Origin of the sequence: Pseudomonas sp. zfem005 (assembly GCF_032621735.1) — a bacterium.
GTDB classification, from domain to species: Bacteria; Pseudomonadota; Gammaproteobacteria; order Pseudomonadales; family Pseudomonadaceae; genus Metapseudomonas; species Metapseudomonas solani.
This window is the reverse complement of sequence record NZ_JAVYJE010000002.1, coordinates 348,685-366,527: the sequence shown is the minus strand read 5'-3', so window position 1 is coordinate 366,527 and position 17,843 is coordinate 348,685. Positions and strand designations below refer to the sequence as shown.

16 protein-coding genes are annotated in these 17,843 nt (G+C 66.8%); 8 read left to right on the top strand and 8 right to left on the bottom strand.

Annotation, left to right across the window (positions count from 1 at the left end):
• Positions 1 to 296: 296 nt before the first annotated feature.
• The 5 genes from RTW82_RS05770 to dksA all read right to left on the bottom strand — a co-directional run bounded on the left by RTW82_RS05770 (position 297) and on the right by dksA (position 6,314).
• Positions 297 to 1,721, bottom strand: coding sequence for a sigma-54-dependent transcriptional regulator (locus tag RTW82_RS05770; protein ID WP_021219320.1), 1,425 nt, complete (start codon positions 1,719 to 1,721; stop codon positions 297 to 299).
• Positions 1,722 to 1,744: 23 nt separating this feature from the next.
• Positions 1,745 to 4,699, bottom strand: a complete 2,955-nt coding sequence (locus RTW82_RS05765) for a sensor histidine kinase (protein ID WP_031287630.1) — start codon at positions 4,697 to 4,699, stop codon at positions 1,745 to 1,747.
• A complete protein-coding gene (locus RTW82_RS05760; protein ID WP_003095129.1) occupies positions 4,683 to 4,859 on the bottom strand; it encodes a hypothetical protein in 177 nt (58 codons plus the stop codon). The genes RTW82_RS05765 and RTW82_RS05760 overlap by 17 nt, the downstream gene beginning before the upstream one ends.
• 69 nt (positions 4,860 to 4,928) lie before the next feature.
• The gene (gene gluQRS / locus RTW82_RS05755; RefSeq protein ID WP_316924512.1) at positions 4,929 to 5,816 is read right to left on the bottom strand and encodes a tRNA glutamyl-Q(34) synthetase GluQRS; all 888 of its coding nucleotides are present in this window, start codon (positions 5,814 to 5,816) and stop codon (positions 4,929 to 4,931) included.
• A 54-nt stretch (positions 5,817 to 5,870) separates the two neighbouring features.
• Complete coding sequence (gene dksA, locus RTW82_RS05750) at positions 5,871 to 6,314, bottom strand: RNA polymerase-binding protein DksA (RefSeq protein WP_015478905.1); 444 nt, start codon at positions 6,312 to 6,314, stop codon at positions 5,871 to 5,873.
• A 192-nt stretch (positions 6,315 to 6,506) separates the two neighbouring features.
• On the opposite strand from dksA, the gene RTW82_RS05745 reads away from it, so the two are divergent.
• Both RTW82_RS05745 and sfsA read left to right on the top strand, forming a co-directional pair.
• Positions 6,507 to 7,688: a pyridoxal phosphate-dependent aminotransferase gene (locus RTW82_RS05745; protein WP_021219317.1), complete on the top strand. Its 1,182-nt coding sequence runs from the start codon at positions 6,507 to 6,509 to the stop codon at positions 7,686 to 7,688.
• On the top strand, positions 7,685 to 8,392 hold the full coding sequence (gene sfsA / locus RTW82_RS05740) for a DNA/RNA nuclease SfsA (protein ID WP_316924511.1): 708 nt from the start codon (positions 7,685 to 7,687) through the stop codon (positions 8,390 to 8,392). The genes RTW82_RS05745 and sfsA overlap by 4 nt, the downstream gene beginning before the upstream one ends.
• A gap of 136 nt (positions 8,393 to 8,528) precedes the next feature.
• Here sfsA and RTW82_RS05735 read toward each other — a convergent pair whose 3' ends face one another.
• Positions 8,529 to 8,846 (bottom strand): Rieske (2Fe-2S) protein, encoded by a 318-nt coding sequence (locus RTW82_RS05735; protein ID WP_265169762.1) that lies wholly within the window; start codon positions 8,844 to 8,846, stop codon positions 8,529 to 8,531.
• Positions 8,847 to 8,926: 80 nt separating this feature from the next.
• The gene (locus tag RTW82_RS05730; protein ID WP_316924510.1) at positions 8,927 to 11,119 is read right to left on the bottom strand and encodes a TonB-dependent hemoglobin/transferrin/lactoferrin family receptor; all 2,193 of its coding nucleotides are present in this window, start codon (positions 11,117 to 11,119) and stop codon (positions 8,927 to 8,929) included.
• A gap of 351 nt (positions 11,120 to 11,470) precedes the next feature.
• Here RTW82_RS05730 and RTW82_RS05725 point away from each other — a divergent pair, with 351 nt between their 5' ends.
• The 6 genes from RTW82_RS05725 (at position 11,471) to RTW82_RS05700 (ending at position 16,866) form a co-directional block, all read left to right on the top strand.
• Positions 11,471 to 12,079 carry a TonB family protein gene (locus tag RTW82_RS05725; RefSeq protein WP_316924509.1) on the top strand — a complete coding sequence of 203 codons (609 nt, stop codon included), beginning with the start codon at positions 11,471 to 11,473 and terminating at the stop codon, positions 12,077 to 12,079.
• Positions 12,080 to 12,097: 18 nt separating this feature from the next.
• Positions 12,098 to 13,162, top strand: coding sequence for a hemin-degrading factor (locus tag RTW82_RS05720; protein ID WP_316924508.1), 1,065 nt, complete (start codon positions 12,098 to 12,100; stop codon positions 13,160 to 13,162).
• Between the two features lie 85 nt (positions 13,163 to 13,247).
• Positions 13,248 to 14,147 carry a hemin ABC transporter substrate-binding protein gene (locus RTW82_RS05715; RefSeq protein ID WP_316924507.1) on the top strand — a complete coding sequence of 300 codons (900 nt, stop codon included), beginning with the start codon at positions 13,248 to 13,250 and terminating at the stop codon, positions 14,145 to 14,147.
• Positions 14,144 to 15,181, top strand: coding sequence for a FecCD family ABC transporter permease (locus tag RTW82_RS05710; RefSeq protein ID WP_316924506.1), 1,038 nt, complete (start codon positions 14,144 to 14,146; stop codon positions 15,179 to 15,181). Before RTW82_RS05715 ends, RTW82_RS05710 begins: the two co-directional genes overlap by 4 nt.
• Positions 15,181 to 15,948: a heme ABC transporter ATP-binding protein gene (locus RTW82_RS05705; RefSeq protein WP_316924505.1), complete on the top strand. Its 768-nt coding sequence runs from the start codon at positions 15,181 to 15,183 to the stop codon at positions 15,946 to 15,948. Before RTW82_RS05710 ends, RTW82_RS05705 begins: the two co-directional genes overlap by 1 nt.
• 21 nt (positions 15,949 to 15,969) lie before the next feature.
• Positions 15,970 to 16,866, top strand: coding sequence for a ChaN family lipoprotein (locus tag RTW82_RS05700; protein ID WP_316924504.1), 897 nt, complete (start codon positions 15,970 to 15,972; stop codon positions 16,864 to 16,866).
• Here the strand turns inward: RTW82_RS05700 and aphA are convergent.
• Complete coding sequence (gene aphA / locus RTW82_RS05695) at positions 16,860 to 17,507, bottom strand: acid phosphatase AphA (RefSeq protein WP_316924503.1); 648 nt, start codon at positions 17,505 to 17,507, stop codon at positions 16,860 to 16,862. The two genes, RTW82_RS05700 and aphA, sit on opposite strands and share 7 nt — an antisense overlap.
• Between the last annotated feature and the right edge of the window lie 336 nt (positions 17,508 to 17,843).

The window sequence follows — 17,843 nt, the reverse complement described above, 5'->3', positions numbered from 1 at the left end:
GAATCAGTTAGCTGCGCCTCCGCGGTTTTGTTTTTGTTGTGCTGGAGTCGATACGTCTTGTTTTTATTGTGGGGTTACACGTTTGTTATTGTTGTTGTACTGGAGATAAAGCAGTTGCCGTGCCAACTTTTGTGATTCCTTGTAAATCAAGGGCTTGCGGGGATTCGGGGTGGAGCGGCAGGTACAAAAAAGCCGGGCTTTCGTTACCTTAAGACCCGGCTTTTGTTACGAGAGATTAACGCGGTAACAAAGCGATGCAATCCGCCCGCACCGCTCTACTCCTGAGGTTCGCCGCCTCAGGAGGTGGCTGCACCCGATTTGCGGCGGGGGATACCGAGGCGCTGGCGACGTTCCCATAGGCATTTGCGGCTGATGCCCAGTTTTCGGGCAAGCTCGGTCTCGGTCATATGATCCTGGTGCTCGAGGACGAAGTGCTGGAAGTAGTCTTCCAGGGACAGGTCTTCGGTCGGCTCGTGGCTGCTGCTGGCGCTTTGCATGGGCGAATCGAGGAAGACGTCGTCATCCAGGTCGTCCAGCTCGATGTCGATGCCCAGCAGCTCGGCGGAGATGTCCGGGCTCTCGCACAGGATCACCGCGCGCTCGATGGCGTTCTCCAGTTCGCGAACGTTGCCCGGCCAGGGGTAGTGACGGATGGCCTGCTCCGCATCGTGGGCGAAGCGCAGGTCTTCGCGCCCCATGCGTGTGCATTGGCGGGCGAGGAAGGCGCGGGCGATCTCGATCACGTCGTTACCGCGCTCGCGCAGGGCGGGCAGCTTCAGCGAGATCACATGGAGGCGGTAATAAAGGTCTTCGCGGAACTGGCCGGTCTTGGCCAGCGTCTTCAGGTCGCGGTGGGTCGCGGCGATCAGGCGCACATCGACCTTCTGCGATTGCACCGAGCCGACCCGGCGGATCTCGCCTTCCTGCAGCACGCGCAACAGGCGCGCCTGGGCTTCCAGCGGCAGCTCGCCGATTTCATCGAGGAACAGGGTGCCGCCATCGGCCGCCTCGACCAGGCCGGCACGCCCGGCGCTGGCGCCGGTGAACGCGCCCTTTTCATGGCCGAAGAGTTCGGACTCGATCAGGGTCTCCGGGATCGCGGCGCAGTTCACCGAGATCAGCGGCGCCTTGGCGCGGCGGGAGAGGTTGTGCAGGGCGCGGGCCACCAGTTCCTTGCCGGTACCGGATTCGCCCTGGATCAGGACGGTGGAGTCGGTGGGCGAGACCTTGCGGATCTTGCTGTACAGCTCCTGCATCGCGCCGCAGGAACCGATGATGCCAATTTCGCCGTCTGCGGCGCTGCTGCTCGCTGCGGCTTTTTCCGTGCCGCGCGCGTTACCGCTGCGTTCGGCCGGGGCGCCTTTGCCTTCCTGGCGCTCCTTGAGGATGCGCGCGACGGCTTGCAGCATTTCGTCGTGGTCGAAGGGCTTGGCGATGTAGTCGACCGCGCCCATCTTCATCGAGTCCACGGCCGAGCGCAGGCTGGCGTAGCTGGTCATGATCAGCACCGGGGTGCCCTGGGCGAGCTTGATCAGCTCGGTGCCCGGTGCGCCAGGCAGGCGCAGGTCGCTGACGATCAGGTCGAAGCCGGGGATGCTGTAACGCTCCTGGGCTTCCTGGACGGAACCTGCTTCGCTGACCTGGTATTGGTTACGTTCAAGCAGGCGGCGCAAGGCAGAACGGATAATGGTTTCGTCTTCGACGATGAGAATATGTGGCATTAAATTCAGCTCTCTCGACGGTCTCAGATCACAGCGGACGTCGCTTCGACAAATCGTGGCAACGTCACCCTGATTCGGGTGCCGCGCTGTTGTTCGGGGTCGGCCGGGCTTTCGATGGTGATGTGGCCATAATGCTCTTCCACGATCGAATAGACCAGCGCGAGGCCCAGGCCGGTCCCCTTGCCCGGGTCCTTGGTGGTGAAGAACGGCTCGAACAGGCGGTCCATGATCGCCTTGGGAATCCCGCTCCCTTCGTCCTCCACTATAAGGTCGACCGCGTGGTCGGATATCTCGCTGCGCACGCGTATCGCGCTACCGGGCGGGGAGGCGTCGCGGGCGTTGGAGAGCAGGTTGATCAGCACCTGGGCGAGGCGCTGCGGGTCGCCCTCGGCGACGTGCTCCGGGTCGCACAGGTTGAAGAACTCCACATCGACGCTGCGCTTGTTCAGCGACAGCAGGCCGATGGCGTCCTGGGTCACGTCGGCCAGGCACACCGGCTCGGTGGCCTGCTGGCGGCCGCCGGCATGGGCGAAGCTCATCAGCGACTGGACGATGCGTGACACGCGCTTGGTCTGCTCCAGAATCTGGCTGCTGATCTCGGTGAGCTCGCCGTCGCCCTCACGCTCCTCGCGCAGGTTCTGCGCCAGGCAGGCGATGCCGGTGATGGGGTTGCCGATCTCGTGGGCGACGCCGGCGGCGAGGCGACCGATGGACGCCAGGCGCTCGGAGTGCACCAGTTTGTCTTCCAGCAACTGGGTATCGGTAACGTCTTCCACCAGCAGTACCAGGCCACTGTTACCGGGGGCCAGGGGCTCGTCGATGGCCGCCTTGTGCAGGTTCAGCGAGCGGGTCTGGCCCTCCAGCTGCAGGCGCTGCTTGTGCAGGTGCTCGTCGGGCAGGTTGATGAAGCTTTCCAGCAGCCCCTTCCAGGGTTCGGCGATGGCCGAGAGGCGCGAGCCGACCACGCGCTGGGCGGGGATTTCGGTGAGCTCCTCCATGGCCCGGTTCCACATGAGGATTTCCTGGTCCTTGGCCAGCGAGCACACGCCCATCGGCAGTTCCTGCAGGGTCTGGCGGTGGTAGCGGCGCAGGGCATCCAGCTCGGCGGCCAGGCCGGTGAGGCGGGAGTGGTAGTCCTCCAGGCGGCTCTCGATGAAGTGGATGTCTTCGGTGACGTAGCTTTCGCTGCCGGACTTGTACGGCAGGAAGGTCTCGACCATGTCCTGGGCCACGCTGGGCCCCATCAGCCCGGAAAGGTTGGCTTCGATGCGGTCGCGCAGGCGACGCAGCGCATAGGGGCGGCGCTCGTCGAAGGGCAGGTGCAGGTCGCGCAGGGCTTGCTCCACCTCCTTCTGCGCGGTCTTGGCACCCAGCGGCTTGGCCAGCTGCGCGGAGAATTCCTGGGGCGAGCCGGCCACCAGTTCGCGGCGTTGCGGGCGGCGCACGTTGTCCACGGCGCAGGCCTCGGCGGCACCACGCTCTTCGGCGCTGGCATCGGTGAACAGCGAGACCAGGGTGAAGACCAGCACGTTGGCGGCCAGCGAGGCGATGGCCGCGATGTGCCAGCTGGTGTCGTCGAGCACGTAGATGGCGTTGAACAACGGCAGGTAGATGCCCTGCAGGTTGCCCACCAGCGGCAGCAGCATGCTGAACAGCCAGACGCCGATGCCGGCCAGCAAGCCGGCGATGAAGCCACGGCTGTTGGCGGTCGGCCAGTAAAGCACCGACAGGGCGCCGGGAAGGAACTGCAGGGTGGCGACGAAGGCGACTATGCCCAGGTTGGAAAGGTCCTGCTCGGCACCCAGCAATAGATAGAAGCCGTAGCCGGCCATGATGATGGCGACGATCAGCGCCCGGCGCGTCCATTTCAGCCAGCGGTAGATGTTGCCTTCCGACGGCGGCTGGTAGAGCGGCAGCACCAGGTGGTTCAGCGCCATTCCCGACAGCGCCAGGGTCAGCACGATGATCAGGCCGCTGGCCGCCGACAGCCCGCCGACATAGGCGAGCAGTGCCAGGGCGTCGCTGTTCACGGCGATGCCGAGGCCCAGGGTGAAGTATTCCGGGTTGGTGGTGGCGCCGAGCTTGAGGCCGGCCCAGAGGATCAGCGGCACCGCCAGGCTCATCAGCAGCAGGAACAGCGGCAGGCCCCAGCTGGCGCTGACCATGGCGCGGGGGTTGAGGTTCTCGGTGAAGGTCATGTGATACATGTGCGGCATCACGATGGCCGAGGCGAAGAACACCAGCAGCAGCGTGCGCCAGGGGCCTTCCTGCAGTGGCGTGTGCAGGGTGGAGAGCGCTGCCTGGTTCTGCAGCAGCCACAGCTCCAGTTCATGCGGGCCACCGAACACGCCGTACAGCGCGTAGAGGCCGATGCCGCCCAGGGCGGTGAGCTTGACCAGGGATTCGAAGGCGATGGCGAACACCAGGCCCTCGTGTTTCTCCCTCGTGGCGATGTGGCGTGCACCGAAGAGGATGGTGAACAGCGTGATCAGTGCGCAGAAGCTCAGGGCCACGCGGTCGTGCACCGGCTCGCGGGTGAGGATGCCGATGGAATCCGCCACCGCCTGGATCTGCAGTGCCAGCAGCGGCAGCACTCCCACCAGCATGAACAGCGTGGTCAGCGCGCCGGCCCAGGTGCTGCGGAAGCGGAAGGCGAACAGGTCCGCCAGCGAAGACAGCTGGTAGGTGCGGGTGATGCGCAGGATCGGGTAGAGCAGCACGGGCGCGAGGAGGAAGGCGCCGGAGATGCCCAGGTAACTGGCGAGGAAGCCGTAGCCGTACTGGTAGGCCAGGCCGACCGTGCCATAGAAGGCCCAGGCGCTGGCGTAGACGCCCAGCGACAGGGTGTAGGTCAACGGATGGCGGACGATGCGCCGCGGTACGAAACCACGGTCGCTGAGCCAGGCGACGCCGAACAGGGTGAACAGGTAAGCCGCGCTGATTAGGATCAGCTGGCTCAGGCTAAAGCTCGTCAGCATCGCGTTGGCTCTGGAGGATGAAGGTCACCACGATCAGGATCAGCCAGAGCAGGTAGGGGCGGTACCAGGCCCCATTGGGGTCGATCCACCAATCCATGATGGCGGGGGAGAACAGGTAGATCCCCACCACCAGGAGCAGGACCAGTCGGTAGATATACATGCCGCATCTCACGTCGGGAGTGCGGCGATGGTAGCGAATGCCCGATGCCGGTGCGAGGGGGGATGGCGCCTAGCGCAATTGCGCTTCGGCCAGGGTGCGGCTGCCGGGGATGCGCGTGGCGTCCCAGTTGGCGATGCCCCAGTCCAGCACCTCGCGGGCGCTGGCGTCGGCGAGTTCCTGCGGGGGGCGTTGGCCCAGTGCACGCAGCGCACGGTTGAGCAGCGGCGCGGCCTGGTCGGCCGGCAGCGGTGGGGAGCGGTAAGACTTGCCCAGCTTGTGGCCATCCGGCTGGATGATCAGCGGCACGTGCAGGTAGCGTGGCTGCGGCAGGCCCAGCAGTTCCTGCAGGTACAGCTGGCGCGGCGTGGAGTCGAGCAGGTCGGCGCCGCGCACCACATCGGTCATGCCCTGCCAGGCGTCATCGAGCACCACCGCCAGCTGGTAGGCGTAGAGGCCGTCGCGTCGGCGGATGACGAAATCGCCGACTTCGCGCCCCAGGTGCTGGCGGAACTCGCCCTGCACGCGGTCGGTGAAGCCATAGATGAGTTCCGGCACGCGCAGGCGGATCGCGGCGTCGTGCTGGGGATGCAGTGCATTGCGGCAGAAACCGGGGTAGACGCCCTGATGGCCTTCGAGCTGCTTGCGCGAGCAGGTGCAGGCATAGGCCAGGCCCTGGTCGAACAGGCGGTCGATCACCTGGGCATAGACGTCGTGGCGGTCGCTCTGGCGCACCCGTTCACCGTCCCACTCGAAGCCGTAGCTTTCCAGGGTGCGCAGTATCGCGTCCTGGGCGCCGGCCACTTCACGGGGTGGGTCGAGGTCCTCCATGCGCAGCAGCCAGCGGCCACCCACGGCGCGGGCGTCGAGGTAGGAGGCGAGGGCGGCGACAAGGGAGCCGAAGTGCAGATAACCGCTGGGCGTGGGAGCGAAGCGGCCGATGTAGGCGGGGGAGCTCATTGGGATGCGGGCCTGCTGAAACGAAACGGGGCGCCGAAGCGCCCCGTTCTGGGATCAGGAACCGAGTTGCTTTTCCTTGATCTCCGCCAGCGTCTTGCAATCGATGCAGAGCGTAGCGGTGGGGCGTGCTTCGAGGCGGCGGATGCCGATCTCGACGCCGCAGGAGTCGCACCAGCCGTAATCGTTGTCTTCGATCAGCTGCAGGGTCTCGTCGATCTTCTTGATCAGCTTGCGCTCGCGGTCGCGGGCACGCAGTTCCAGGCTGAATTCTTCTTCCTGGCTGGCGCGGTCGGCCGGATCGGGGAAGTTAGCGGCTTCGTCCTGCATGTGGTGCACGGTACGATCCACTTCTTCCATCAGCTCAACCTTCCACTTGTTGAGGATGCTGGTGAAGTGAGCGCGCATGCGATCACTCATGTATTCCTCACCCTTGGTTTCCTGATAGGGCTCGAAACCACGGATCAGTTGGCTGCTCTGTTGCTTAGCTTTGGTGGGCATGAATGGCCGCCTCTCACTTTCTCTAATCCATTGCGCAGGTTCTGGTCCATCGCCGGTAACCCGGCCCTGCGACTGCAAGCGGGCGAACTTACCAGATCGACTCCGGGCACGCTACTCCCAGTTATCTTGGTTGCTGCAGCCTTCCCGGACCATTCGGTAGAATCCGCTCTTTGCGTTAATAAAGGAAGGCCGATGGCCCAGTCATACAGTGCACGCAGCCGTGCCATAGAACCCTTCCACGTGATGGCCCTGCTGGCTCGTGCCAACGAGTTGCAGGCCCAGGGGCATGACGTCATCCACCTGGAGATCGGCGAGCCGGACTTCACCACCGCCGCGCCCATCGTCCAGGCGGGGCAGGCTGCCCTGGCTGCCGGCCACACGCGCTACACCGCCGCACGGGGCCTGCCGCAACTGCGCAGCGCCATCGCCGGGTTCTATGGCGATCGCTACGACCTGGATATCGACCCCGAACGCATCCTGATTACTCCCGGCGGTTCAGGGGCTTTGCTGCTGGCCGCGAGCCTGCTGGTCGACCCGGGCCGCCACTGGCTGCTCGCCGACCCGGGCTACCCCTGCAACCGTCACTTCCTGCGCCTGGTGGAAGGCGCGGCGCAACTGGTGCCGGTCGGCCCCGAAAGCCGCTACCAGCTCACCCCGAACCTGGTGGAGCGCTACTGGGATGGCGACAGCGTCGGCGCCCTGGTCGCCTCGCCCGCCAACCCCACCGGCACGCTGCTCACCCGTGATGAGCTGGGTGGCCTTTCCGCCGCGCTGAAGGCCAAGGGTGGGCACCTGGTGGTCGACGAGATCTACCACGGCCTCACCTACGGTGTGGATGCCGCCAGTGTGCTGGAGGTGGATGACGACGCCTTCGTGCTCAACAGCTTCTCCAAGTACTTCGGCATGACCGGCTGGCGGCTCGGCTGGCTGGTGGCGCCGACGGACGCGGTGCCTGAGCTGGAGAAGCTGGCGCAGAACCTCTACATCAGCGCCCCGTCCATGGCCCAGCACGCTGCCCTGGCCTGCTTCGAGCCGGATACCCTGGCGATACTCGAAGAGCGGCGCATCGAGTTCGCCCGCCGTCGCGACTACCTGCTGCCCGCCCTGCGTGAGCTGGGCTTCCGCATCGCCGTCGAGCCGGAAGGCGCCTTCTATCTATATGCAGATGTTTCCGCCTTCACCCAGGACGCCTACGCCTTCTGCCGGCACTTCATCGAAACCGAGCACGTGGCCTTCACCCCGGGCCTGGATTTCGGTCGCCACCTGGCCAACCAGCATGTGCGTTTCGCCTACACCCAGAGCCTGCCTCGCCTGGAAGAGGCGGTGCAGCGCATCGCCCGTGGCCTGAAGACCTGGGCGGCGCTGACGGCATGAAGTTCGAGCCGCCCCTGGAGCAGGGCCGCCTGCTGCGCCGCTACAAGCGCTTCCTCGCCGATATCGAGACCCTCGACGGCGAGCTGCTGACCATCCACTGCCCGAACACCGGCTCGATGCTCAACTGCATGAGCGAAGGCTGCCGGGTCTGGTTCAGCCGCTCCAACGACCCCAAGCGCAAGCTCCCCGGCACCTGGGAAATCACCGAAACGCCCCAGGGGCGCCTGGCCTGTGTGAACACCGCGCGGGCCAACGCCCTGGTCGAGGAAGCCCTGCGCGCCGACCTGATTCCCGAACTGGCCGGCTTCACCGCGCTCAAGCGCGAGGTCGCCTACGGCGTGGAAAACAGCCGCGCCGACTTCCGCCTGGACTACCCGACGGGCGAGGTGTTCGTGGAAGTGAAAAGCGTGACCCTGGGCTTCGACGGCACCGCTGTGGCGGCCTTCCCCGATGCGGTCACCCTGCGGGGCAGCAAGCACCTGCGCGAGCTGGCGGCGCTGGCGCGCCAGGGCATGCGCGCGGTGCAGTTCTACTGCGTCAACCTCTCCGGCATCGAGGCCGTGCGCGCAGCCGAGGAGATCGACCCGGCCTACGCCGCAGCACTGGCCGACGCCAAGGCTGCCGGGGTGGAGGTGCTGGCCTATGGCACCGAGGTCAGCCCTGAAGGGCTGGTGCTGCAGCGCAGGCTGCAGGTGCTCGGCTAGCAGGCCTTTGAAAAACGTATACGAGGCAGCCGACGCAAGGCGAAAACGGCCGAAAAAGCGCAGTTTACGTAGGGTAAATGAGCATTTGAGGGCGTTTTCAACGCCGCAGCGGCAACGCAGTTAGTTTTTCAGCAGCCTAACGCGCCAGCCAGATGCCGTGCTCGTCCTCGCTGCAGTCGAGGGCGCGCAGTGACTCGCCGGCGCAAGGCCCGGCCACGCATTCACCGGATTCGATAAGGAACAGTGCGCCGTGGGTGGCGCACTGGATCAGGCTGCCGCTGTCGTCGAGAAAGCGGTCCGGTTGCCATTCCAGGGGAATGCCCCGGTGCGGGCAGCGGTTTTCGTAGGCATGGACCCGGCCCTCCCGGCGAACCAGCAGCAGCTTCAGGTCATCGATCAGAAAGCCCCGGCTCTGGCCTTCGGCCAGTTCGTCGGGGCGGCATAGCAGGATCATCGGCGTCTCCACGGCAGGCGGGCATTATCCCGCGCTGCCGTGGATTGCCAAGAGGGTGCGCGTCCTTGCGCTGAAAGGGGTCAGATCTCCCAGACCAGGTTGACCGCGGCGTGGCGGCCGGGCTGGGTGTAGCGCTGCAGGCTGGGGCTGTTCTCGGTTAGCCCGCGTACATCGCCCCACTGCCAGTAGTCCTTGTCGGTGATGTTGAACAGGCCGGCGTTGACCGAAAACTCCTCGGTGACCTGCCACCAGCCGTTCAGGTCCAGCAGGCCGTAGCCCGAGGGCTGGTACTGGCCGGCGGTCTGGGTGCGGTCGATACGTTCCTTGGCCGCCACCAGGGTCCAGCTCAGGTCACCGCCGAACTTGCCGCTGGGCTGTGCATAACCCAGGCCGAAGACCCCCTTGAGCGGGTCGACGCTGTTGATCGGCTGGCCAGTGCCTTCGTCCTTGCCCCGTGCGTAGGCCACGGAACTCATGGCGCGCCAGCCGGCCGGCATGCCGAGCTTGTCGAGGAAGAGCTCGCCCTTGGCTTCGAAGCCACGGATGGTCACACGGTCGCGGTTGACGTACTGGAACTCGCCGAAGGGGAAGCCCGGCACGCTGGAGGCGCGGGATACCTGCTCGATGAAGTCGTCGTAGCGGTTGTAGAACAGCGCGGCGCCGAAGCTGCCGATCTCGTACTTGCCGCGCAGGCCCAGTTCGAAGCTGTCGCTGGTCTCGGCCTTGAGGTTGGTGTTGGCCAGGGTGCGGTACATGCCCGGGTTGACGAACTCACCGAAGATCTCGATCGCCTGAGGGGCGCGGAAGCCGGCGGCGTACTGGCCGTAGACGCTGTGCTGGTCGTCGACCTGGTAGGTCACGCCGAACTTGGGCGATACGGCCGAGTCGGTGAAGTTGCTTGGGTTGGCGTCGGTCGCCTGGCTGTTGAGGTAGCGCGCGGTGGCGTGCGGCTTCATTTCGTAATAGTCGTAGCGCAGGCCCGGCAGCAGGGTCCAGCGGCCGATCTCGATGCTGTCCTGGACGAAAGCCGCGTACTCGTTGGTGGTCGGGTCCGGGAAGTCGCTGGTCGGCAGGACCGGCGTGTTGACCCCGGTGGCGATGACGGTCTCGCCGCCTTCGCGCAGGTCGGTGTTTTTCAGGCGCTTGAGGTCGGTGCCGTAGACCAGGGTGTGCCGGCTGCCGGCGATGCTGAAGGATTTGTCCAGCTTGCTGTTGAGCACCCAGAGCTTTTCCTCGTAGTGGGAATCGCGGGTACGGAAGCGCGCCGAACCCGTGACGACGCGGTTCTCGTAGGTACGCTGGCGGGTCTGGCTGTCCTGGTAGCTGAGTTGGTTCTGCACGTTGTCCGCTATGGGGCTGTCCAGCTGCAGGGTGTGCAGCAGGGAATAGCGTTCGCGGTCGACGCTGTCGCGCGCATCCTGGGTACGGATGGTGGCGGTGTTGCTGTAGTTGCTCAGGACCTTGGTGTCGGTGTCGTCCTGGTAACGCTCGTAGGTCAGCTGCAGGCGCTGGCCTTCGGCGTAGTTCCAGCCGAGCTTGGTGAGCAGGTTGTCGGTGGTGTAGTCGACCGGGTTGGCTTCCTCGCGGGTCGCGCCTATGCCACTGATGTCGCCCTGGGTGTCCAGTGCCTGGCCGGTGCGGCGGCCGATGTGCACCAGGCCATCGACGTTGCCTTGGCGGGCGGCGAGGGTGGTGCTGCGCAGCCAGCTGTCGTCGGAGCCGTCGTAGCCGGTCTTCAGGCGGGCGTAGGCGTCATCGCCCTCGTCCAGGTAGTCGGCCGCATCCTTGGTGAGGAAGCTCACCGCGCCGCCGATGGCGTCGCTGCCGTACAGCGAGCTGGCCGGGCCGCGGATGATCTCCACCTGCTTGAGGGTGTCCGGGTCCACGTAATCGCGCTGAGCGCTCAGGAAGCCGCCGAAGGAAAAGGCGTCCGGCATGCTCACGCCGTCCACCTGGGTCAGTACGCGGTTGCCACCGATGCCGCGGATGGTGAAACCGGACAGGCCGAAGCGGCTGCCCGTTCCGCCAACGGATACCCCCGGCTCGTAACGCACCAGATCCTGAATATTTTTTACGTTCTTCTGGTCGATCTCTCGTTCAGTCATTACCGACACCGTGTTTGGCACCTGGTCGAGCGTCTGCTCGCTGCGGGTGGCGGTAACGGTGACGGTGTCGAACTGGGTCGCGGTTTTTTCCGCAGCCAGGGCTAGAGAGGGGGAAAGAAGAAGCAAGGCCAGCCAGGGGCGGCGGGCGAAGGGGGGGCGAAGCGACATGGATGGACTCCCGGGTTCAAGGCGCAACCAGGGGCCGGCCGGGCACTTCTGGTGTGGCTGGAAGCCACGGGCGTCATGCCTCTGGTGCCTTTCCTGATGGTCATCCTGACCATCGCTTTCGCCGGCCTCTCTGGTGATCGCAGATTGGCATCGGCGCAGAACATAATGAGGTTGACAGGCAAATGCAAACAATTATCAAATGGATTCGCATTTAAATGATCAGGGCTGAAAATGCCGCGTATTCCACTTTGCCTTGCGCTGTCGCTCGTCGCGCACGCGGGGCTTGCATGGCTCCTGCACGACCTGCGGGCGGAGCCGGCTATCGCCCGGGGAGAGGCCCGGGAGGAAGTGGTGCACCTGGTCAGCCTGGCCGAACCGGCGCCTGCCGTGGCTGAGCCCGTGGCACGTCCGGCACCGGTTCCCCGTAAGGTGGAGCCGCAGAGCCGCCCGGTCGCGGAGGCCAAGCCCGTTGTCGTCAAGCCGCGCCTGGTCAGCCCCGAAGCCTCCGCGCGCAAGGTCGCTCGCGCCGAGCCCAAGCCGCAGCCGCGCCTGCAATCCCGCCCCAGCAGCGAGCCGAGCGTGGCGCAAGCCGCAGCGTCGGCGCCCAGCGCGGCACCGCAGCCGGCGCCCGCCCAGCAGGTCGCCATCGCCGCCAAGTTGCCGAAGGCCGAGGTGGTCATCGACCAGCCTTCCTTCCTCACACCGCCCAAGCCCCCGATCTACCCGGCCCAGGCGCGCCGTCGCAACCAGCAGGGCGTGGTCCTGGTGGAGGTGCGCCTGGACGAGCGCGGTGGGCTGCGGGACCTGAAATTGCTGCGCTCGTCAGGCATCGAGAGCCTCGACGAAGCGGCCATGAGCGCGGTCGCCAGCTGGCGCTTCCGTCCTGAGGTCCAGGACGGCGAGCCGGTGCCGAGCCGCGTGAGAATACCCATTGAATTCGCCCTTACGGCGAGCCGTTGATCCTGAAGGAGTGACACCATGACTGCCCTCAACCAAACCGCCACGGCGGGCCCCGCCCTGTACCAGGCCTGGCAGACGCTGCGTGGCGAAGAGCCGCGCCTGCGTGCCCGTGACGCCGCCGAGCGCCTCTCGGTCAGCGAGGGCGAGCTCACTGCAAGCCGCCTGGGCGTGGATGCCGTGCGCCTGCGCCCCGAGTGGGCGAGCCTGCTGCCCGCGATGGGCGAGTTGGGCCACATCATGGCGCTGACCCGCAACGAGCATTGCGTGCATGAGCGCAAGGGCGTCTACCGCGACGTGTCGGTGATGGCCAACGGGCAGATGGGCCTGGTGGTGTCCGCCGACATCGACCTGCGCCTGTTCCTCGGTGGCTGGTCCAGCGTGTTCGCCGTCGCCGAAGAGACCCCGCGCGGCACCCAGCGCAGCATCCAGATCTTCGACAAGCAGGGCGTGGCCGTGCACAAGGTGTTCCTCACCGAGCGCAGCGAAGTCGCTGCCTGGGCGCCGCTGGTCGAGCGCTTCCAGGCCGAGGAGCAGAGCACCGAGCTGGATCTGCAGCCGCTGCCCGCCGCCGAGCCGGTCAAGCCCGATGCCGAGATCGACGTCGCCGGCCTGCGTGAAGGCTGGTCCACCCTGAAGGACACCCACCACTTCTTCGCCCTGCTGAAGAAGCACGGCGCGGCACGCACGCAGGCCCTGCGCCTGGCCGGCACCGAATGGGCCGAGAAGCTGGACACCGCCGAACTGCCGCGCCTGCTGGAAGCGGCTGGCGAGAAGGAAATCCCGATCATGGTGTTCGTCGGCAACCGCCACTGCATCCAGATCCACAGCGGCCCGGTGCAGAACCTGAAGTGGATGGACACCTGGTTCAACGTGCTCGACCCCGAGTTCAACCTGCACCTGAAGACCCCGGGCGTGGCCGAGCTCTGGCGCGTGCGCAAGCCCAGCAGCGACGGCGTGATCACCAGCTGGGAAGCCTTCGATGCCGAGGGCGAACTGGTGGTACAACTGTTCGGCGCGCGCAAACCGGGCATCCCGGAGCGTGAAGACTGGCGTGCCCTGGCCGAGACCGCCCCGGCGCTCTGACGCCTGGCCGAGCCCCGGCCCGATCCACCCCGACGCCCCGCCCATGCCGGGGCGTCGTTCCGCCTGAATCTGAAGGAGTCATAGGATGCGTGTTGCTGTTTCCCTTGCCGGCCTGTGCGCTGGCCTGTTCCTGAGCCAAGTGGCGCTGGCCGCCGATCCGCTACCGCAACGCTGGGTCAGTGCCGGCGGCTCCCTCAGTGAGTGGGTGGTGGCGCTGGGTGGTGAAAGCAAGCTGGTGGGCGTCGACACCACCAGCCTCAACCCCGCCTCGCTGAAGTCGCTGCCGAGCATCGGCTACCAGCGCCAGCTGGCCGCGGAGGGCATTCTCTCGCTGCGCCCGGACATGCTGCTGGGCACCGAGGAAATGGGCCCGCCGCCGGTGATCGAGCAGGTCAAGGCCGCGGGTGTGCGCATCGAGCTGCTGCCGTCCAAGGCCGAGCTGCCGGTGCTGGAGAAGAACCTCACGCTGATCGGCGGCCTGCTGGGTGACGAGGCCCGTGCGCAAAAGGTCTTCGCCGACTACAGCCAGCGCTTCGAGCAGCAGGCCAAATGGGTCGCCGAGACCCAGCGCACGCAGAAGGCGCCGCGCGTCCTGCTGCTGCTCGGCCATGCCGGCAGCAACCCCATGGCCGCCGGCAAGGACACCGCCGCCGCCTGGATCATCGAACAGGCCGGTGGCCAGAACATCACCGATCACCTCGGCTACAAGGCGATCTCCAATGAGGCGCTGGCGGCACTGGACCCGGACGTGGTGGTGTTCGCCGATCGCCGTCTCGAAGGCGAGGAAGCCAAGGCCGCGCTGCTCAAGCAGAACCCCGCCTTAGCCATGACCCGCGCCGGCAAGCAGGGCCGCCTGCTGCCGCTGGACCCGACCCTGCTGGTGGGCGGCCTCGGCCCGCGCCTGCCGGATGGGGTGGCCGCGCTGTCCGCGGGCTTTTATCCTCAGGCTCCAGCCCTGACCGCCAACAGCCAGAACCAGCCATGACCCCAGCTGTACATTCGCGCCCCCTGTTCATCGCACTGGGCGCCTTGCTCGCGCTCGCCCTGTGGCTGTCCCTGGCCCTCGGCCCGGTGAGCCTGCCCCTGGGCGACACCCTGCGCGCGGCCCTGCGCCTGGCCGGGATGCCGCTCGCGCCCGCAGGCCTGGAGCAGGCCGAACTGATCCTCGGGCAGATCCGCCTGCCGCGTACCTTGCTGGGCCTTGCCGTTGGCGCGGTGCTGGCGCTGTCCGGCGTGGCGATGCAGGGCCTGTTCCGCAACCCGCTGGCGGACCCCGGCCTGGTCGGCGTTTCCAGCGGTGCGGCCCTCGGCGCGGCGGTGGCCATCGTCGGCGGTGCGGCCATCGGCGGGCTGTCCGAGAACATCGCGCCCTACCTGCTTTCCGCCTGCGCTTTCGCCGGTGGCCTGGGGGTAACGGCGCTGGTCTATCGCCTCGGCCGTCGCGACGGGCAGACCAGCGTGGTGACCATGCTGCTCGCCGGCATCGCCCTCAACGCCCTGGCCTTCGCCTGCATCGGTTTGTTCACCTACCTGGCGGACGATGCCACCCTGCGCACCCTGACCTTCTGGAACCTGGGCAGCCTCAACGGCGCCAGCTACGCGCGGCTGTGGCCGCTGCTGCTGATCACCGGGGCGGTGGCGCTGTGGCTGCCGCGCCGGGCCAAGGCGCTGAACGCCTTGCTGCTGGGCGAGTCCGAGGCGCGTCACCTGGGCTTCGAAGTCGAGAAGCTCAAGCGCGAACTGGTGCTGTGCACGGCGCTGGGCGTCGGTGCTGCGGTGGCCGCTGCGGGGCTGATCGGCTTCATCGGCCTGGTGGTGCCGCACCTGGTGCGCCTGGTCGCCGGGCCGGATCATCGCGTCCTGCTGCCGGCCTCGGCGCTGGCCGGTGCCAGCCTGCTGCTGTTCGCCGACCTGGCCGCGCGCCTGGTGCTGGCGCCGGCGGAGATGCCCATCGGCATCGTCACCGCGCTGATCGGTGCGCCCTTCTTCCTCTATCTGCTGCTGCGGGGGCGTCACTGATGCTGCGTGTCGAACAGCTTGAAGTGCACCGTGGCAGCACCGTGGTGCTGGCGGGCGTGGACCTGGAGCTGCGCCCCGGCAAAGTGCTGGGCGTGCTCGGCCCCAACGGCGCGGGCAAGAGCACCCTGCTCGGCGCCCTGAGCGGCGAGTTGGGCCTGGCCGCTGGCCAGGTCAGCCTGGAGCAGCGCCCGCTTGCCGAATGGACCGGCCCGCAGCGTGCCCAGCGCCTGGCAGTGTTGCCGCAGAGCTCCACCCTTAACTTCGGCTTCCGCGTCGAGGAAGTGGTCGGCATGGGCCGCCTGCCCCACGCCACGGGCCGCGTGCGCGATGCGGAAATCATCGGCGAAGCCCTGGAGGCGGCCGATGCCGCGCACCTGGCCGGGCGTAGCTACCTCGCGCTTTCCGGCGGCGAGCGCCAGCGTGTGCATCTGGCACGGGTGCTGGCGCAGCTGTGGCCGGGCGCGGAAGGGCAGCACCTGTTGCTGGACGAGCCCACCTCCATGCTCGACCCCCTGCACCAGCACACCACCCTGCAGGCGGTGCGCGATTTCGCCGGGCGTGGCGCCGCGGTGCTGGTGATCCTTCATGATCTCAACCTGGCAGCGCGCTACTGCGACCGCCTGCTGCTGCTCTGCGACGGGCGCCCCCATGTGCTGGGCACGCCGGACGAGGTGCTGCAACCCGAGCCGCTGAAGGCCGTGTTCGGTCTCGACGTGCTGGTGCAGCGCCACCCGGAACGCGGCCATCCCCTGATCGTCGCGCGCTGAACGAACCCGAGGAATCCATCCATGCGTCTGCTTCTCCTGCTTGTCATCGCGTCCCTGGCGGCGTGCCAGGCCACCCCGCCCTTGCCGCAGTGGCAGAGCCCGGAGGGCCGCCAGCACGCTGATCTCGGTGTGATCCGCGACCTGCGCAGTGGCGAAACCCTGAGCCCGCAGCAATTGCTCGACCGTCTCGCCGAGGCGCCGCGCGTGCTGGTGGGCGAGCAGCATGACAACCCCGACCACCACGCCTTGCAGCTGTGGCTGCTGCAGGCGCTGGAAGGCCGCCGCAGCCAGGGCAGCCTGCTGCTGGAAATGCTCAACCCCGACCAGCAGGCCAAGGTGGATGCCGTGCACGCACGCATCCGTTCCGGCGCCGGCGAAGGTGAGCTGGAAAGCGCGCTGGCCTGGCAGAAGAACTGGGACTGGGCGCTGTACGGCCCGATCGTGCGCCATGCGCTGGCCCAGCCTTACCCGCTGCTGGCGGCGAACCTGGATCGCAGCGAGATCATGCGCATCTATGGTGAGCAGCCAGCGCTCAGCGGCACCGCCTCGACCACGGCCACGGTGCAGGGCGCCCTGCGCGAGCAGATCCGCGAATCCCATTGCGGGCTGCTGCCGGAGAGCCAGTTCCCGGCCATGCTCGCCGTGCAGCAGCAGCGTGATCGGCGCATGGCCGAGCGCCTGCTGGCGGCCCCGCAACCGGCGCTGCTGTTCGCCGGTGCCTTCCATGTACGCCGCGACCTGGGCGTGCCGCTGCACTTGGCTGACCTTGGCGCGGGGGAGGGGAGTGCTGTGCTGATCCTCGCCGAGGCCGGCAAGACCGTGGAGCCCGGCAGCGCCGACTACGTCTGGTACACCGCCGCGCTGCCGGCCAAGGATCACTGCGCCGAGCTGCGCGAGCGGATGAAGCCGGCTCAGTGATCCGAATCGATGATCACCTCCTCGCCCAGCGCGCCGTTCTCCGGTAGCGGCTGGTTGGTCGAGGAGGCGGCGCGCATCACCCGCACGCCGCGGATGCCGGCGTCCCGCGCCGAGCGGATGTCGCTGTCCGAATCGCCGTAGTAGAGCGCGATGCCCTGCTGGCGGATGAACGCGGCCTTCTCCGGGCCGGACGAGAAGATCACCGGGTTCATCGCCTTGATGGCGAAGGTCTGCTGGAGGATCTCGCTGAGCTTCTCCCCGGACGTGCTCGGCCGGCCGGTGATGAAGAAGATGCGGTCGCCCCGGGCCTGGTGCAGGTCGATCAGCCTGCGCCCTACCTCCTTGGGCAGCGAGTAGCGGTCGCAACCGCCATTGGTTTCCTGCCAGAAGCGCATGTCGTGCAGGTAGGCGTCACTGCCTGGCGAGTACTTCTGCTTGCCGTGATAGAAGCAGGGGCTGGAAAACAGCAGCGTGTCGTCGATATCGAAACCGACGCTGATGGGCGCCTGCCCCGACAGGCTACCGCCGATCTCATCGACCGAAACCCAGTGCACCTCCGAAGGCAGAACCTCCTCCGCAAGCAGGGCGGTAGGGAAAGCTGTCGCGACAGCGAGGGCCAGGGCGTGGATCGTCTTGCGCATTGCGTACTCCATCGATGGGTTTGCTCGTCGGTTGGCTAGCAACCGGCATGCCGCCACGGGCCCGGCACGGCGTCCGGCACGGGCGGCGGCTGCCCCCATGAAACCTGACGCAGATGACAAGTTGATAAATTGTCGGACGATCAGCTCTTGATCCTGTCTGTTGAGACAACTTGGTGCGGCCTTCTCGATGAAGTCGCCAGATTGGGGCATTGGCCGATGTGAGTGTGTTCGCCGCTCAGAGGCCTGCGGCTCTGCTGCGGGGCCCGCCAATCAAACGCTTATTTCAATTCTGATTGTGAAGTCAGTTCCTGGCACGCTCCGTGCTGTCATCAAAGC

What these genes read in the sequence shown, in the direction of transcription:
- RTW82_RS05770 (WP_021219320.1), bottom strand. Translation starts at nt 1,721, where the DNA reads ATGCCACATATTCTCATCGTCGAAGACGAAACCATTATCCGTTCTGCC.
- RTW82_RS05765 (WP_031287630.1), bottom strand. Translation starts at nt 4,699, where the DNA reads ATGCTGACGAGCTTTAGCCTGAGCCAGCTGATCCTAATCAGCGCGGCT.
- RTW82_RS05760 (WP_003095129.1), bottom strand. Translation starts at nt 4,859, where the DNA reads ATGTATATCTACCGACTGGTCCTGCTCCTGGTGGTGGGGATCTACCTG.
- gluQRS (WP_316924512.1), bottom strand. Translation starts at nt 5,816, where the DNA reads ATGAGCTCCCCCGCCTACATCGGCCGCTTCGCTCCCACGCCCAGCGGT.
- dksA (WP_015478905.1), bottom strand. Translation starts at nt 6,314, where the DNA reads ATGCCCACCAAAGCTAAGCAACAGAGCAGCCAACTGATCCGTGGTTTC.
- RTW82_RS05745 (WP_021219317.1), top strand. Translation starts at nt 6,507, where the DNA reads ATGGCCCAGTCATACAGTGCACGCAGCCGTGCCATAGAACCCTTCCAC.
- sfsA (WP_316924511.1), top strand. Translation starts at nt 7,685, where the DNA reads ATGAAGTTCGAGCCGCCCCTGGAGCAGGGCCGCCTGCTGCGCCGCTAC.
- RTW82_RS05735 (WP_265169762.1), bottom strand. Translation starts at nt 8,846, where the DNA reads ATGATCCTGCTATGCCGCCCCGACGAACTGGCCGAAGGCCAGAGCCGG.
- RTW82_RS05730 (WP_316924510.1), bottom strand. Translation starts at nt 11,119, where the DNA reads ATGTCGCTTCGCCCCCCCTTCGCCCGCCGCCCCTGGCTGGCCTTGCTT.
- RTW82_RS05720 (WP_316924508.1), top strand. Translation starts at nt 12,098, where the DNA reads ATGACTGCCCTCAACCAAACCGCCACGGCGGGCCCCGCCCTGTACCAG.
- RTW82_RS05715 (WP_316924507.1), top strand. Translation starts at nt 13,248, where the DNA reads ATGCGTGTTGCTGTTTCCCTTGCCGGCCTGTGCGCTGGCCTGTTCCTG.
- RTW82_RS05710 (WP_316924506.1), top strand. Translation starts at nt 14,144, where the DNA reads ATGACCCCAGCTGTACATTCGCGCCCCCTGTTCATCGCACTGGGCGCC.
- RTW82_RS05705 (WP_316924505.1), top strand. Translation starts at nt 15,181, where the DNA reads ATGCTGCGTGTCGAACAGCTTGAAGTGCACCGTGGCAGCACCGTGGTG.
- RTW82_RS05700 (WP_316924504.1), top strand. Translation starts at nt 15,970, where the DNA reads ATGCGTCTGCTTCTCCTGCTTGTCATCGCGTCCCTGGCGGCGTGCCAG.
- aphA (WP_316924503.1), bottom strand. Translation starts at nt 17,507, where the DNA reads ATGCGCAAGACGATCCACGCCCTGGCCCTCGCTGTCGCGACAGCTTTC.